Genomic DNA, 14,207 nt, shown 5'->3' with positions numbered 1-14,207 from the left:
AAGGCTAAATTGCTCGCACAAATATTGCCGGGGTTCCGTGACTTCCGTACGCCTTTGGTTACCGGCTACCTGTGGCTTGTTGTTCTATGGGTCTGTATCCGGATGCCCCTTCCAGATAAGACTGTTACTGATGGAGCTACGGGAGTAATCAATGCGTTTGGTTCATTCCTAACGCCTACCGTCTATGTGGCTGTACTTAGCTTCCTGGCCTATGTCATCGGCATGCTGTTGATGATGGACGTAAAGGCGGGTACTGAACTCAGCATATTCGGTCGGGTTATTCTCCCACGCGTCAGTAAGAGAAGCAGTGAGACGATAAATCGCGTCATTGAAGGCTCTCTACACCGTGCAAAGCTAGCGCGAGTGAATGGCGTCGCTGTTGCACGAGAGTTCGACCTTATTTATCTTATTGGCGATGCTGAGGACTACAGTCAGCTTCGCGATGAAAACGGAGGGGATGAAGTCCAGATCAATGCCGATATACGCAATCACGCACTAAACCAGGTGTCTACACTGATGCCAACAGACATCGCTGAGGCCCTCCCCTCCCTTGCGATAAAACTGCAAGAGAAAAATGCCGATCTGTATGGAACTTACGACCGAGACAAGTCGGAGTCAGAGTTTCGGCTAAGTATCGCGTTGCCCATTATCGCGCTCTCTGTTTACACCATCTCGGACAATATCGGGCCTCAAAACTACACATGGATCTGGGGTGTTGTTGGGCTCGTGGCAGCTGCCGCCTTGACCTACAAGGGAGTCATCAAGCGCTATAGCGCTGTGAACGTCCTTATCACAGCCCTCGACCTTAGCATGATCGAATCACCCATGATTGAACGATTAAGAATGGTCTTTGAAGATGAATTGAAAAGGGACGAGTCCTAGAAGGATCCACGATTCACTTAGACATCGTGCGCGCTCCTCCATGAGCCGCCGTGACGCACACCGATGCACTTATGAATTGCGTAGCACCTTCAACCGGGCTGACATTCCGAGCTGGGTTTCAGGAGCTGTGGGAATCCTTTCGCTACCCGAGCTCATCGGCGAGGCAACGGCCCGCAGGCTGGTGGACGAAACGTCCCAGACCGTGGAGCTCATCCTCGAACAGTGCCTACTCGCCACGGTTCAAGCACGTCTGGACTAACACAGTGATGCCTCCCGTTATGTTGTTGACAGCTCCTTAACTCCGAGGAACATAGGAGCCGTCGGCCGGCCAATCTCGGCATGGCGTCCTGCCCCTGCTTATCCAGTAGTCCAGGGGGTGTTGCCACCGAGATGCGTATGGCAGCGAGGTGATTGCTAATCAGGGGCGCGGCCCCAAAAACGGACGCTTGTCATAACGTGGATGTAAGGCTTCGCTACCGACGGTTGGTCGACCTTGAACAAAAAACTAGTTCAATGGAGCACTTGCCATGATCACCACGGATGTCGATATTTTCCTCGGCCTGGACGTCGGGAAAACAGGCCACTGGGCCTGCGCCGTCACCCAAGATGGCACCAAAGTCTGGAACAAGACCCTGCCCAACGACGAAGCTAAACTCACAGCCGTGTATCAGAAGCTTTTAGCTCAAGGACATGTCTTGGTGATCGTAGATCAGCCAGCCACCATCGGCGCGCTGGCCGTTGCCGTCGCTCAGCACCTGAGTATCCCCGTCGCTTATTTGCCTGGGCTCTCGATGCGCCGCATCGCAGACATGTATCCCGGCACGGCCAAAACCGACGGAAAGGATGCCATCATCATCGCGAATACGGCTCGCACCATGCCGCATACCCTCCGTAGCATCCAGGTCTCTGACGAAGAGAAAGCCACCCTCGGCACGCTCACCGGATTCGACCAGGATCTAGCCCGTCAGATCACTCAGACCAGCAACCGGATCCGCGGGCTGTTCACCCAGATCCGCCGCCACTGGAACGGATCCTCGGACCGTGGCTGGAACACGACGCCGTCTTGGAAGTCTTCTCTGCTTGGCCCACCCCGGCGCAGCTGAAGCATGCTGGCAAAGCACGGATCGATGCGAAGCTCAAGAAGCAGGGAGCCCGCCGGCACACCGCCTGGGCCGGGGCCATCATGGACGCACTGGATGAGCAAACAGTGGTCGTGGTCGGCACCGATGCTGCCGGAGTGGTCATCCCGCACCTTGCCCGCCAGCTGATCTCGTTGCATGCCCAGCGAGTGGACGTGGCCACGCATTTGGAATCCCTGGTGGAGGCCCACCCTCTTTACCCGGTCCTGACATCCATGCCAGAGGTCGCCGTCAGGACCGCCGCGATCATCATCGCTAGACCTCCGGCAAAACCTTCACCAGCGCCGCATCACTGTCCTCTTACGCCGGGCTGGCACCAACCACGCGCCAGTCTGGCACCTCGATCAAGTCCGAACGCGTCAGCCACTCAGGCAACAAACGGCTGAAGCGAGCGCTCTTCCTCTCGGCGTTCGCCTCGATCAGGTTCGACCCGACAAGCCGTGCTTACTATGACCGGAAACGGACGCAGGGAAAACGCCACAACCAAGCACTCATCGCATTGGCTCACCGTCCTGTTCGCCATGATCCGTGACGGGTCACTCTATGACGTTCCGGAGCTCAAAATTGCTTGACACAGAACATAGGGCCCCCTCTCGGGCATCCCCGGCACCACGGAAACGGCCAGGAACGCCACCGCCAGGATGATCCCGGGGGCTGAAGAGCGCAGTCCAGTCCGAATAGCAGGCCCAGGTGTAGGTGTTTGTGCCGCCCCAGCCGTTGAGCTGGCAGGCGTTCTTGGAGGCGATGGCCAACAAAGCGGCCACTGCGGTGAGGAGCACCAGCACTCGCTCGATGGTGAAGAAGCCCGGGTTGATCCGCCCCGAATTGCTGTGTTTTCCCAGTGGACCGCCGATGAGCTCGGTGAACTTGTGCAAGAACGCGTCGCTGCGACTGGGCACGGTGTTTTGCCTCGTCATCGACGAGCTACTCAGGGGAAAAGGCCCTTACTCGGTGGTCTCTGGGAACTGCGCGGCCAGCCGTTCCAGGGTGCGTTCCATATTGGGCCCGGTGTTCCGGGTGAAGCCCATCAGCCTCAGCAGCCATTGGTGCCGCACCCGGCTCGCGTCCCAGGTTTCGCTGACCATTGTCCCTGACCCTACAGCTTCCAGCTCGTAGCGCCACCGATGCCCGCTGAAGTGCCGCCAGGCGATCTGCCGGTCTTGCTCGAATTCCACCACGGTATTGCTGATCCGGTACGGGACCCCCAAGCGCATCTGCATGCCGAACTCGCTGCCCAAGGTCAGCTTGCTTCCCACCGCATTCGAGGCCCGCACCGTACCGGAGCCATCGATGACCGGGTGCATGGCGGGATCCCTGAGCAGTTCAAAGATCTCTGAAGGCGCGGCGGCCACGAAGCGGCGGCGGGTTTGCAGAAACGGGGATTCACTCATCAGCCCATCCTAGGCAGCATCTGATCCCGTGCCCGGCAGCCGGGCCTATCCCCCACGATGTTGTTGTGCCATTCTTGGTTGACCTGCACCATCAGGAAGGGAATTCGATGAGCCACCGAAACGATCAGGACCTTGTCCTTGGCCCGATGCTGCGCCACGTGAATGCCACCTCCGCCAGTATCTGGGTGGAGACAGCTCGGTCTTGCACCGTCGAGGTCCGTTGCGGTGACTACACCTGGCGTGCGCCGACTTTTAGTGCCCACGGCCACCACTATGCGTTAGTCGAGGTGACGGGACTGGAGGTTGGAAGCGTCAATCCCTACAGCGTGCATCTGGATGGGGAACTGGTCTGGCCGCGCGATGATGGTTTCCCCGAATCGATCATCGCCACCATCGACCCGGCCAAGAATCCACGGCTGGCCTTCGGGTCCTGCCGCACCAGCATTCCGCACGACGCGGCGGGCAACCGCAAGCACGGAGTTGACGCGATGCGCGCCTATGCCCTGTCCATGGCGGGCCCGGCGCACGGACCGTGGCTGGATTTGATGCTCTTCCTCGGGGATCAGGTTTATGCGGACTCCACCAGTGACCAGATGCGCGAGTTCATCCGCAGCCGGCGCGATATCAGGGACGAACCCGGGGCGGAGCTGAAGGACTTCGAGGAATACGCCCACCTGTACCGGTTGGCTTGGTCGGACCCGGCCAACCGCTGGCTTCTTTCCACCCTGCCCAGCGCCATGATCTTCGACGACCACGACATCCGCGACGATTGGAACTCCTCGCGCAGTTGGAAACAAGACATGGAGCAGAGAAGCTGGTGGCACGAACGCATTGTTGCGGGCCTCGGCTCATATTGGATCTATCAGCACCTGGGCAACCTCTCCCCCGAGGGGCGGGCTGCAGATCCACTGTGGCAACGCATCGCGGCCCACACCGGTCCCGAAGAATTGGATATCACTGCCGACTTGGACCGGTTCGCCGAGCGCGTCGATGCCGCACCGGAAGAATACCGCTGGAGCTACTGCCGCGATTGGGATACGGTGCGGCTGATCGTGGTGGACTCCCGTGCTTCCCGCAGCCTTGACCCCGAAGCGCGTGGCCTGCTCGATCCACCGGAAAGTGCGTGGCTCGAAGAGCACATGCAAGGCGGATTCCGCCACCTGCTGGTCGCTACCTCACTGCCCTTCCTGCTGCCCATGGGCCTGCATCACGTGGAAGCGTGGAACGAGGCCAGTTCCTCCGGGGAACGCGGCCCGGCCCGGGCGTGGCTGGGCGAACGACTGCGCCGGGCCGTGGACCTTGAGCATTGGGCGGCGTTCCAAAAAAGCTTCCAGGACGTCGCCCGGTGGGCCACCGAGGTCGCCGATGGCAAGCGCGGGCCCGCCCCGCAGTCCGTCACGTTCCTCTCCGGCGACGTGCATTTCTCCTATGTCTCCGAGGTCGAACGCGAGAATGGGAGCAGGATCCTGCAAGCTGTGTGTTCGCCCATTCGCAACCCGCTGCCCCGGTTTATGCGCTACTTTGCCGCAGCCTTGGCCTTGGGGCCGGCCGTCCCGTTCGGGGCTTGGATGGCGCGCAGGGCTCACGTGCCGGACCCGCCCTTTCGCTGGAACGGCATCAAGGGGCCGTGGTTCGATAACAATCTGGCCATCCTCGAGGACACCGAGGACGGGCTGGCGATCAGCTGGGTCACGGGAATGGTTGAGCACCGAGACCATCTGCACCCGAGATTGGAAACCGTCGAAGTGGCAGCGATCGAACCGCGCGAGGGATGACGCGACCTTCAGGTATTGGGAAGAGTCTGGATTATGACTCGGAACGAGGCAGTGATCTGTCGCTTACCCTGTCTACCTATCTGGAGACTTCCCAGCACCATGCCAACACCCTGTATAACCGGCTGGAGCGGATCAACGAGCTTATTGGCCCGGGATGGAAAGAGATTCCTCACGGGATCTGGACCTCCAGTTGGCGCTGCGCCTGGACCGGCTGATCAGCACCGTGGTGCAACGCTGTGATGGATGCTGAGCCCGGACTCTGATTCAGGCCGTAACACAGACCTGCGGGCGCCTAGCGCCCATGCCGTGTTTATGATTCGAGGCCGCCAACCGGATGAGGCCAAGGAATCCGCCGTGGAGCAACGGTGCTCCACGGCGACTCTCCTTCCAGTTTGCGCGTCAGGAGAAGTTGATCCCGCCGTCAATCAGGACCGTCTGGCCGGTCATATGATCCGAATCCGGTCCAGCCAGATACGACACCAGCTTGGCTACGTCTGCTGGCTCGGAGACGCGTCCGGCCAAGATATTGTCTACCTGCGCCTGCAGAGCGCTGCCGCGCGGGGTTCCGTCACGGGCGGTGAGCCGCTCGTCGATCAGGTCCCACATTGCCGTTCCCACCACTCCCGGGGCATAGGAATTGACCGTGATGTCGTGCTTGGCGAACTCCATGGCGGCTGCTTGGGTCAGACCACGCACCGCCCATTTGGTCGCCGAATAGGAGGCAAGAATGGGGAATGGGCGGAAGGCGACAATGGATGCCGCACCGATGATTTTCCCGCCGGTACCCTGCTCAATGAAGCGTTTGGCCGCTAACTGGTAGGAGTAGAAAACTCCCTTGATGTTCACGTCAAGCATGCGATCCAGCGCTTCGGGTTTCACATCCAAGATCTCGTCCACCTGCGCGATGCCAGCGTTGGCCACGAATACCGTCAGGTCCCCCAGGGCGCCGGTGCCTTCAGCGATCATGCGCTGCACATCCTCAGGGTTCGAAACATCTCCCGTCACCCCGACCGCGCGGCGCCCGCGCTGTTCAACGGCGGCCACCACTGCATCGATGTTCTCCTGGGCTCCCGGGATGTCAGCGACGATAATATCCTGCCCGTCATCGGCCAATCGCTCGGCAATGGCTCGGCCGATCCCTCGTCCCGCTCCGGTGATCAGCGCTACGCCTGCAGTGGATTCTGCCATGGTGATTCCTCCTGTTGGATACTGCTCAGACTGGTCGGCGGGCTGGCTAGCCCGTCGAATGTGCCCAGCTTGTGCCCTGTTCCCAGCGTCGCGATAGCACCGTTCTCACTGAGCGATAAAGCGCTTCTGCTCGCCGCTAGGTCCCGCGGAATGCATTCTCACCAGCTGATAACAGCCCTAGCGGTACTGTGACGCAGGATACACAATTCAGTTAAGGCCTTGTGGCCGGTTCCCCGTTGGAACCGGCACGGGCCGTGACCTGACCGTCTAGTAGATGAGGTGACAACGATGGTGTTCCCCGCAAAATATTCATCTCTTAACGCTCTTGAGCTCTCTGATGAGGCACGTCGGATCTTAACCCGGATCATCCGGGTTTCCTTTCCGCATGCGCAATTCCCTGATGGGCCCTATGAGCGCATGACCGAGAAAATCATTGAGGCTTCGGCTGAATCCAGCTGGTTCCGCATGGCGCTGACCCAGGGCCTGATGACTCTGGATACGCTCAGTGAAGAGCATTTCCTGGACCTGCCCGCTGACCGTGCGCTGGCCGTGCTCAAGCGCATCGCGGATCTGGAGTTCTTCGCCTTCATCCGCCGCACCGTAGTCCTCAATCTCTACGATGACCCGGAAGTGCAGCAGGCGCTGGGCTACGAAGGGGAATCGTTCTCTCAAGGTGGTTATATCAACCGTGGCTTCAACGATCTGAACTGGTTGCCCGAGCCGCGCATTGAGGAAAGCGAAGAGGCCGTGCCGGAGCTGGGCCCGCTTCCCTACGCCGTGACCGCTTATGCACCTGCAGCAAACACTCCGCCCGCGGGCAATGTCCTGGGTGATTCAGGAATCCTTGAGGAAGGGAATACTCGATGAGCGCCGAAGAAAAATCAGCCGTGCACGATCATGATGACGACTCTGTGGTCGTCATCATCGGTTCGGGTGCCGGTGGCGGAACCTTGGCCCACGAACTGGTGACCAAGGGGGTCAAAGTTGTCCTGCTGGAAGCTGGCCCGCACCTGAAAAACGAGGACTACCACCAGGATGAATGGGCCGCCTTCAACCAGATGGCTTGGCTGGATCCACGCACCACCTCGGGTTCATGGCGGGTCGCGCGCGACTTCCCGAACCTGCCAGCCTGGATCGTCAAGGCGGTCGGCGGAACCACAACCCACTGGTCCGGAGCCACACCAAGGTTCAAAGCCCACGAGTTCAAGGCCCGCAGCACCTACGGACGAGTTGATGGGGCCAATCTGCTGGACTGGCCGATCACCTTGGCAGATCTGGCACCGTACTACGACCGCGCCGAGCAGAAAATGGGCAGCACCCACCGCCATGGCCGTCCACCGCTGCCGGCGAATAACAACTACAAGGTTTTTGCCAACGGAGCTCAGCGCCTGGGCTACCGCCAATACGCCACCGGGCCCTATGCCACCAATGCCGAGCCCTATGACGGGCGACCGGCATCGATCCAGGATGGCTTCAATTTCCAAGGCGATAAGAACAAATCCAAATGGTCCACCATGGTCTCGGAAATTCCCAAGTCCTTGCGCACCGGTCTGCTGGATTTGCGTCCTGACTCGCACGCCGTGCAGGTTACCCACACCGCGGCGGGCAAGGTGGACGGAGTCATCTACATCGACTCCGAGGGAAATCCGCAACGTCAACGGGCCCGCATCGTGGCCGTTGCCGGCAATTCCATCGAAACTCCACGCCTGCTGATGCTTTCAGCATCCCCGTTGTTCCCCGACGGACTGGCGAACTCCTCGGGCCAGCTGGGGCGCAACTACATGCGCCACACCACCGGAAGCGTCTACGCGAAGTTCGACCAGCCGGTGAATATGCACCGCGGCGAGACCATGGCCGGGCTGATCGCTGATGAGTCCCGGCATGACCCGGACCGTGGATTCTGCGGCGGCTACTACATGGAGACCATCGCGCTGGGGCCAGCCTTCCTCGCCAGCTTCGTGGAGCCTGGCGGCTGGGGTCCGGAATTCACTGCCCTCTTGGACGACTACCTGAGCACCGCGGGAATGTGGATCACCGGCGAGGACATGCCGCAGGAAAGCAACCGGATCACGCTCAACAGCACCGTGACCGACCGCTTGGGCTTGCCCGTGCCCAATGTCCATTTCGATGACCACCCCAACGATGTCGCCATGCGAACGCACGGCTATCAGCAAGGTTCGCTGCTCTTCGAAGCGGTCGGTGCACGCTCCACCCACCACACGCCCCCGTACCCCTCAACGCACAATCTCGGAACCGCGCGCATGAGCGATCGTCCCGAGGACGGGGTGGTCAACGCCTATGGCCAGGCCCATGACGTGCCGAACCTGTTCATTTCCGATGGTTCGCAATTCACCACCGGAGCCGCCGCCAACCCCACGTTGACCATCGTGGCGCTGGCCATTCGCCAAGCCGAATACATCATCCAGCAAATGGCCCAGGCCAAGCTCTAGCTGGCTGCGGTGCTTCGCTACTGGGCGCTGGCGGCGTCCAGTAGCGAAGTACCGCGCAGGGCACGGCTAACCCTTGAGGCCACATCGCGCAGCAAGACGGAGACTTCTGGCTGGCTGGCTTGGAACTCTTCCGGGGACATCGAGACCGCGACCGAGCCAATGACTTGTCCCGCGGGTGTGGTGACCGGAGCAGCCATGCACGATGCACCCCGGATGAATTCTTCCTGTTCGATAGCGATGCCGGTCTCCCGCACGGAATCCAGCTCGACGGCAAAACTCTGCGAATCGCAGATCGTCGCAGAGGTCATCCCCGGCATGCCATGCTTTTCCAGGTAAGCGCTGCACCGCTCGGCGTCCATGGCGGCGAGCAGCACCTTGCCGAAGGCGGTCGCATGGGCACCATTGTTGAAACCGAACCCCATCGGGGTGATCCGCGGACGGGTCGCTGACTCAACGACGTGCGCGACGACAATATCTTCGCCACGGTGCACCGCATAGTATGCGGCGGCGTCCGCCCGCACATGAAGTTCCCGGATCAACCGAGCCACCGACGGCGGGGTTCCCACCTGCCGACGCAGGGAACTATCCAGGGCATGCAGCTTGTAGCCCAACGCGTAGAGGCCCTCGTCGCGCAAGTGGACCAGATGGCCCGACAGGGTAAGGGTCTTGAGCAGGCGGTAAACGGTAGGCAGAGGCATCTGCAGTGCTGCCGCGATCTCCTTGGCTGCCATGCCCCGGTTATGAGCAGCCACCACGTCCAATAAGGCGAAAGCCTTCTGAACTGAGGCAAGGCCAGCTAGTGAATCGTTGTATCCCATGTCCCCATCTTGTCGATGCGCGCCGCGAACATCAATTTTGAGTCGCAGCTGCATCTGGCCTTGCCGCAGTATTCCAGAACTCAAGCAATGCTCGAGCTAGCCGATCTCCAGCTCGCCCATGCGGTCCCAGGTATCCCCTTCAATCTGCCGGCTCACGATCCGGGGGGTCTCAACCAAGGCCGGGGCCATGTCGATCATGGACTGCTTGAAGTGGTCACTGCCGACATGAACGCCAGCGGCATCATCTTGGAATGCTTCAACCAGCACATACTCGTTCGGATCTTCCATGCTACGGGACCAATCGAACCAGAGGTTTCCCGGTTCCTGCCGGGTGGCTTCGGTGAAGTTGCGTACCAGTTCCGGCCAGCGTTCTGACCATTCGGGCTTAACTTGGAACTTAACGACAATAAAGTACATGATCTCGTCCTTTCAGATGGCAAGACTTCCCTGTGTTGGCAGGGCCTACTGCCAGTGTCTCCGACACCCTGCTACTGGGCCAATGGGCATTATCGGCAGGCGAGAACGCAAACGCGCACCGATTGCGGTTCCAGGAGCTACGTGCTTTCCCATGGAACGAATCATTGCCGGCCAGCGGCTTGCCTGCATGCCGCAATCCCAAGAGGATACTTACGCTCTGCCCCGGCCTTCCCGTGGTCATTGCACGCATTCAGGTGTGGAACGCCGCACTGCCTAGGACAATCACGGATATCTAGGCGGGATCAAGGCAAAAATCCAGAACTTCGCAACTGCCGCACATTTACAACGACTAGTCCAAGAATCCGCGCAGCAGAGTCGCGGTGCCATCAAGGTGTTCTTGCATCAGCTTCTTCGCGCTTGCCCCATCGCCGCGGAGTATGGCGTTCAAGATGTCCTCATGCTGACGGCTTGAGTGGGCGATATTCGGCTTGAGGAACGGAATCCGATCCAACAGTTCGCTGGTTGCGTCGCGTGCCTCTGCAACGGATTTTGCCAGCATGCCAGAGGCCGATAAATCGGCGATCATGACATGGAGCCGGGCATCCAGCGGTCGGTAGTTCGACTCGTCAGCTGAATTGACAGCTTCGTGCGCCAGCATCAAATTGGTTCGCTGAGTAGCAGTGAGCGACGCTCCTGCGGCCAATTCCGCTGCAGCAGGTTCGACAACCGATCTGAAGGCCAGCACATCTTCAATGCGTGCACGGTCCGAATCATCCAATGGATTCTCGTGAGTGTTCGGATGGGCAGCAACAACTGTTCCACCGTAGCGGCCGCGTTGCACCTGCAAGTAGCCGGCGCTCTGCAGTTCCGCCAAAGAATCGCGCAACGTTGCACGCGAAACACCCAGGGCTTCCGCAAGCTCCCTTTCTGCGGGCAGCTTTTCGCCGGGCGGGAAGACGCCGAGCCTCATGGCGCGCAAAAGTTGCCCGAGGGTCTCCTCGAAGACGTTTCCTCGGCGAACTTGCCCGAGGAACCTCATCCCTTCCCGGGAATCCAATGGTTTAGTTTCGGCCATGATCCAAGAATGTCACACTATTTGGTTCAAGAAAACACCAATCGTTTCTTCTTGCCAGGTGCTATTTCAAAACAACCTATTGACTTTCCTCCGTGACCCCTGCCACAGTTGAGCGCATGCAAAGGACTGATTTCAGTCCATTAGATTCAGGACTCATGGACCGAGGAAGCTCACATGACCAAGAATTCACATATCGACTACGCATCGGTTGACAAAGACTACCTACAACATAGGCAGCTCAAGAAAGGCGCCGCAGGCTGGATCCTGCTTGCCGGGTTGGGCATCGCCTACGTTATTTCCGGTGATTTTTCAGGCTGGAATCTCGGCTTGGCCGCTGGCGGCTGGGGCGGACTGCTCATTGCCTTCGTTCTGATGGGCATCATGTACACCTGCATGGTGTTCGGCTTGGCAGAAATGTCCTCGACGCTGCCCACGGCCGGCGCTGGCTACGGCTTCGCCCGCAGAGCCATGGGGCCGCTAGGCGGCTTCGCCACCGGCATGGCGGTGCTCATCGAGTACGCCGTGGCTCCCGCCGCCATCGCTACCTTCATTGGCGGCTACATCGAAGCTCTCGGCCTGTTCGGGATGACCAATTCCTGGCCCGTCTATCTGGTCACCTACATTGTTTTCATCGGCATCCACATGTGGGGCGTGGGCGAAGCGCTCAAGTTGATGTTCGGCATCACCGCTATCGCCATCGTGGCACTAGTGGTCACAGTCTTTGGTCTAATTCCGCACTTTGAGCCGAGCAACCTCTTCGACATCGTTCCAGATGGTTCAGTCGGTTCCTCCGCGTTCATGCCCTTCGGCGTTTCCGGAACCCTCGCTGCACTTGTCTTCGGCATCTGGTTCTTCCTCGCAGTAGAGGGCGTTCCTCTGGCTGCCGAAGAATCGCAAGATCCGAAACGCGATATGCCCAAGGGCATCATTACCGCAGTCATCTTCTTGGTCTTCTCCGGTGCTGCCGTGCTCATCCTGGTCCCAGGAGTCGCTGGCGCCGAGGCCATGAGCGTCTCCGGATCACCGCTTCCCGAGGCCCTGCGCGAAGCCTACGGACAGAATTCGGCGTTGGCGAACTTCGTGAATTACGCAGGCTTGGCAGGTCTGGTGGCCAGCTTCTTCTCCATTGTTTATGCCTACTCCCGGCAGCTATTCGCCCTTTCCCGTGCCGGCTACCTGCCCCGGGTCCTGTCGCTGACCGGCTCCCGCCACACTCCTTGGGTCGCCCTGCTAGTTCCAGGCACCATTGGTTTCATCCTGGCCGCAGTCATCCGCAATGGCGACCAACTGATCAATATCGCCGTCTTCGGAGCCACCGTCTCCTACGTGCTGCTGAATCTGAGCCACATTGTCCTGAGGATCAAGGAACCCGATCTGCCCCGCGGATATCGCACCCCGGGCGGCATCGTCACCACTTCCATTGCACTGGTGCTGGCTATCATCGCTCTCATCGCAACATTCGTCGTGGACATCCTCGCGGCAGGAATCACCGCAGGTGTCTTCGCCCTGGCAATCGCGTACTTCTGGTTCTATAGCCGGCATCGCCTGGTTGCCAGCGCGCCCGAAGAAGAATTCGCCATTCTGGAGTCCGAAGAAAATGCCCTGAAATAAGCCGGCCCCAGCCAATGAACCAAATCCCGACAATCGAAGGAACATTCTCCATGCAAGACATCCAAGAACTCGTCAAAGCCGCGAAGAACGAACGCATGCTGAGCGTTGAACAGCTGACCGACGGCATTCGCACCGGCGCCTATGATTCGGTCATCCTCGCCTTCACCGACATGCAGGGCCGGCTCCAGGGAAAAATCGTCCACGCCCAGTTCTTCCTGGACACCGTGCTGAACCACGGCACCGAAGCCTGCAACTACCTGCTGGCAGTGGATACCGAGATGAACACCGTGGAAGGCTACTCGCTGACTAGCTGGGATACCGGCTACGGCGACATGGAGTTCGTGCTCGATTACGACACCATCCGCCCAGTTCCGTACTTGGAACGCACGGCACTGATCCAGACCGACTTGGCCACCACGGACGGACGCCCGGTTCCAGTGGCCCCGCGGTCCCTGCTCAAGGCGCAGCAGGAAAAAGCCTCCGCACTGGGATTGCGCGCCATGGCAGGCACTGAACTGGAATTCTTGATCTTCAACGATTCCTACGAAGATGCCCAGCAGCGCGGCTACCGGAATCTCACCCCGGCCAATCAGCACAACGTTGACTACTCGATCCTGGGTTCAATGCGCGTCGAGCCGCTGCTGCGCGATATCCGCAACGCCATGTACGAATCGGGCATGATCGTCGAATCGGCCAAGGGCGAGTGCAACTTCGGACAGCACGAGATCGCCTTCAAATACGACGACGTGGTCACCACGGGCGACAACCACACCTTCTACAAGCTCTCCGCAAAGCACATGGCTTCGCAGCGCGGGCAATCCATCACCTTCATGGCCAAGCCCAACCAGCGCGAAGGATCCAGCTGCCATATCCACATGTCGTTGCGCAAGCTAGATGGCTCGCTGGCCTTCTGGGACGAAGCCCGCGGAGAACGCACCGAGATGTACAACCACTTCATCGCCGGCGTCTTGGCCACCATGCGGGAATTCACGCTGTTCTACGCTCCGAATATCAACTCCTACAAGCGCTTCGCCAAGGGTTCGTTCGCACCTACCGCCGTCGCCTGGGGGCTGGACAACCGCAGCTGCGCGGTCCGGCTCGTAGGCAAGGGTTACGGTGCACGCATGGAGAACCGCTTGCCCGGTGCGGATGCCAACCCGTACCTGGCCATGGCAGCCATGCTGGCGGCCGGGCTCTACGGCATCGAGAAGAAACTGGAACTACCCGAAATGGTAACCGGAAGCGCCTACGATTCCGGAGCCCAGCACGTGCCCCAAACCATGGCCGAGGCCCGTGAGCTCTTCGCGAATTCGAAGATCGCCTTGGAAATCTTCGGCAAGGAAGTCGTGGAGCACTACACCCGCTACGCGGACGTGGAAATCGAGCAGTTCAACGCGGCAGTCACCGACTGGGAAGTTTCCCGCGGCTTCGAACGCCACTGATCACGAAGGACAACTACAA

Annotated in this window: 13 protein-coding genes and 1 pseudogene; 8 read left to right on the top strand and 6 right to left on the bottom strand. The window is 59.8% G+C overall.

The genetic code is table 11. The annotated features are described in order from the left end of the window. The first annotated feature begins 9 nt into the window (after positions 1 to 9). The 3 genes and pseudogenes from CQ017_RS03965 (at position 10) to CQ017_RS03960 (ending at position 2,593) form a co-directional block, all read left to right on the top strand. Positions 10 to 882 (top strand): hypothetical protein, encoded by an 873-nt coding sequence (locus CQ017_RS03965; RefSeq protein ID WP_105552609.1) that lies wholly within the window; start codon positions 10 to 12, stop codon positions 880 to 882. A gap of 127 nt (positions 883 to 1,009) precedes the next feature. Beyond that, a complete protein-coding gene (locus tag CQ017_RS18325; protein ID WP_258133482.1) occupies positions 1,010 to 1,141 on the top strand; it encodes a hypothetical protein in 132 nt (43 codons plus the stop codon). Between the two features lie 268 nt (positions 1,142 to 1,409). Further along, positions 1,410 to 2,593: pseudogene (locus tag CQ017_RS03960) on the top strand (IS110 family transposase). Here the strand turns inward: CQ017_RS03960 and CQ017_RS03955 are convergent. Together CQ017_RS03955 and CQ017_RS03950 are read right to left on the bottom strand one after the other, a co-directional pair. After that, positions 2,558 to 2,938 (bottom strand): hypothetical protein, encoded by a 381-nt coding sequence (locus CQ017_RS03955; protein ID WP_181150491.1) that lies wholly within the window; start codon positions 2,936 to 2,938, stop codon positions 2,558 to 2,560. The pseudogene CQ017_RS03960 and the gene CQ017_RS03955 overlap by 36 nt on opposite strands. A gap of 27 nt (positions 2,939 to 2,965) precedes the next feature. Then, entirely contained in the window at positions 2,966 to 3,412 is a 447-nt protein-coding gene (locus CQ017_RS03950) for an SRPBCC family protein (RefSeq protein WP_105552608.1), read from the bottom strand. Positions 3,413 to 3,519: 107 nt separating this feature from the next. Between CQ017_RS03950 and CQ017_RS03945 the strand changes: the two genes are divergently transcribed. Continuing rightward, positions 3,520 to 5,187, top strand: a complete 1,668-nt coding sequence (locus tag CQ017_RS03945; RefSeq protein WP_105552607.1) for an alkaline phosphatase D family protein — start codon at positions 3,520 to 3,522, stop codon at positions 5,185 to 5,187. A 399-nt stretch (positions 5,188 to 5,586) separates the two neighbouring features. On the opposite strand, the gene CQ017_RS03940 is transcribed toward CQ017_RS03945, so the two are convergent. After that, positions 5,587 to 6,375 (bottom strand): SDR family NAD(P)-dependent oxidoreductase, encoded by a 789-nt coding sequence (locus CQ017_RS03940; protein ID WP_105552606.1) that lies wholly within the window; start codon positions 6,373 to 6,375, stop codon positions 5,587 to 5,589. Between the two features lie 288 nt (positions 6,376 to 6,663). On the opposite strand from CQ017_RS03940, the gene CQ017_RS03935 reads away from it, so the two are divergent. Both CQ017_RS03935 and CQ017_RS03930 read left to right on the top strand, forming a co-directional pair. After that, positions 6,664 to 7,242, top strand: a complete 579-nt coding sequence (locus CQ017_RS03935) for a hypothetical protein (RefSeq protein ID WP_181150490.1) — start codon at positions 6,664 to 6,666, stop codon at positions 7,240 to 7,242. Next, positions 7,239 to 8,825, top strand: coding sequence for a GMC family oxidoreductase (locus tag CQ017_RS03930; protein ID WP_105552605.1), 1,587 nt, complete (start codon positions 7,239 to 7,241; stop codon positions 8,823 to 8,825). The genes CQ017_RS03935 and CQ017_RS03930 overlap by 4 nt, the downstream gene beginning before the upstream one ends. Positions 8,826 to 8,842: 17 nt before the next feature. On the opposite strand, the gene CQ017_RS03925 is transcribed toward CQ017_RS03930, so the two are convergent. The 3 genes from CQ017_RS03925 to CQ017_RS03915 form a co-directional block, all read right to left on the bottom strand. Continuing rightward, positions 8,843 to 9,643, bottom strand: coding sequence for an IclR family transcriptional regulator (locus CQ017_RS03925; protein WP_105552967.1), 801 nt, complete (start codon positions 9,641 to 9,643; stop codon positions 8,843 to 8,845). 96 nt (positions 9,644 to 9,739) lie between these two features. Next, positions 9,740 to 10,060, bottom strand: coding sequence for a putative quinol monooxygenase (locus CQ017_RS03920; protein WP_105552604.1), 321 nt, complete (start codon positions 10,058 to 10,060; stop codon positions 9,740 to 9,742). 349 nt (positions 10,061 to 10,409) lie between these two features. Then, entirely contained in the window at positions 10,410 to 11,135 is a 726-nt protein-coding gene (locus CQ017_RS03915) for a FadR/GntR family transcriptional regulator (RefSeq protein WP_258133481.1), read from the bottom strand. A gap of 174 nt (positions 11,136 to 11,309) precedes the next feature. On the opposite strand from CQ017_RS03915, the gene eat reads away from it, so the two are divergent. Both eat and CQ017_RS03905 read left to right on the top strand, forming a co-directional pair. Next, positions 11,310 to 12,746: an ethanolamine permease gene (gene eat, locus CQ017_RS03910; protein ID WP_105552602.1), complete on the top strand. Its 1,437-nt coding sequence runs from the start codon at positions 11,310 to 11,312 to the stop codon at positions 12,744 to 12,746. A gap of 50 nt (positions 12,747 to 12,796) precedes the next feature. Then, positions 12,797 to 14,188: a glutamine synthetase family protein gene (locus CQ017_RS03905; RefSeq protein WP_181150489.1), complete on the top strand. Its 1,392-nt coding sequence runs from the start codon at positions 12,797 to 12,799 to the stop codon at positions 14,186 to 14,188. Positions 14,189 to 14,207 lie beyond the last annotated feature (19 nt).

The sequence above is a fragment of the Arthrobacter sp. MYb224 genome, from assembly GCF_002975455.1.
GTDB lineage: Bacteria > Actinomycetota > Actinomycetes > Actinomycetales > Micrococcaceae > Glutamicibacter.
Note: the sequence above shows the minus strand (reverse complement) of the source record. Positions and strands in the feature narration are given on the sequence as shown.

Coding starts and splice junctions, on each gene's coding strand:
- CQ017_RS03955 (WP_181150491.1), bottom strand. CDS start 2,938: ATGACGAGGCAAAACACCGTGCCCAGTCGCAGCGACGCGTTCTTGCAC.
- CQ017_RS03950 (WP_105552608.1), bottom strand. CDS start 3,412: ATGAGTGAATCCCCGTTTCTGCAAACCCGCCGCCGCTTCGTGGCCGCC.
- CQ017_RS03945 (WP_105552607.1), top strand. CDS start 3,520: ATGAGCCACCGAAACGATCAGGACCTTGTCCTTGGCCCGATGCTGCGC.
- CQ017_RS03940 (WP_105552606.1), bottom strand. CDS start 6,375: ATGGCAGAATCCACTGCAGGCGTAGCGCTGATCACCGGAGCGGGACGA.
- CQ017_RS03935 (WP_181150490.1), top strand. CDS start 6,664: ATGGTGTTCCCCGCAAAATATTCATCTCTTAACGCTCTTGAGCTCTCT.
- CQ017_RS03930 (WP_105552605.1), top strand. CDS start 7,239: ATGAGCGCCGAAGAAAAATCAGCCGTGCACGATCATGATGACGACTCT.
- CQ017_RS03925 (WP_105552967.1), bottom strand. CDS start 9,643: ATGGGATACAACGATTCACTAGCTGGCCTTGCCTCAGTTCAGAAGGCT.
- CQ017_RS03920 (WP_105552604.1), bottom strand. CDS start 10,060: ATGTACTTTATTGTCGTTAAGTTCCAAGTTAAGCCCGAATGGTCAGAA.
- CQ017_RS03915 (WP_258133481.1), bottom strand. CDS start 11,135: ATGGCCGAAACTAAACCATTGGATTCCCGGGAAGGGATGAGGTTCCTC.
- eat (WP_105552602.1), top strand. CDS start 11,310: ATGACCAAGAATTCACATATCGACTACGCATCGGTTGACAAAGACTAC.
- CQ017_RS03905 (WP_181150489.1), top strand. CDS start 12,797: ATGCAAGACATCCAAGAACTCGTCAAAGCCGCGAAGAACGAACGCATG.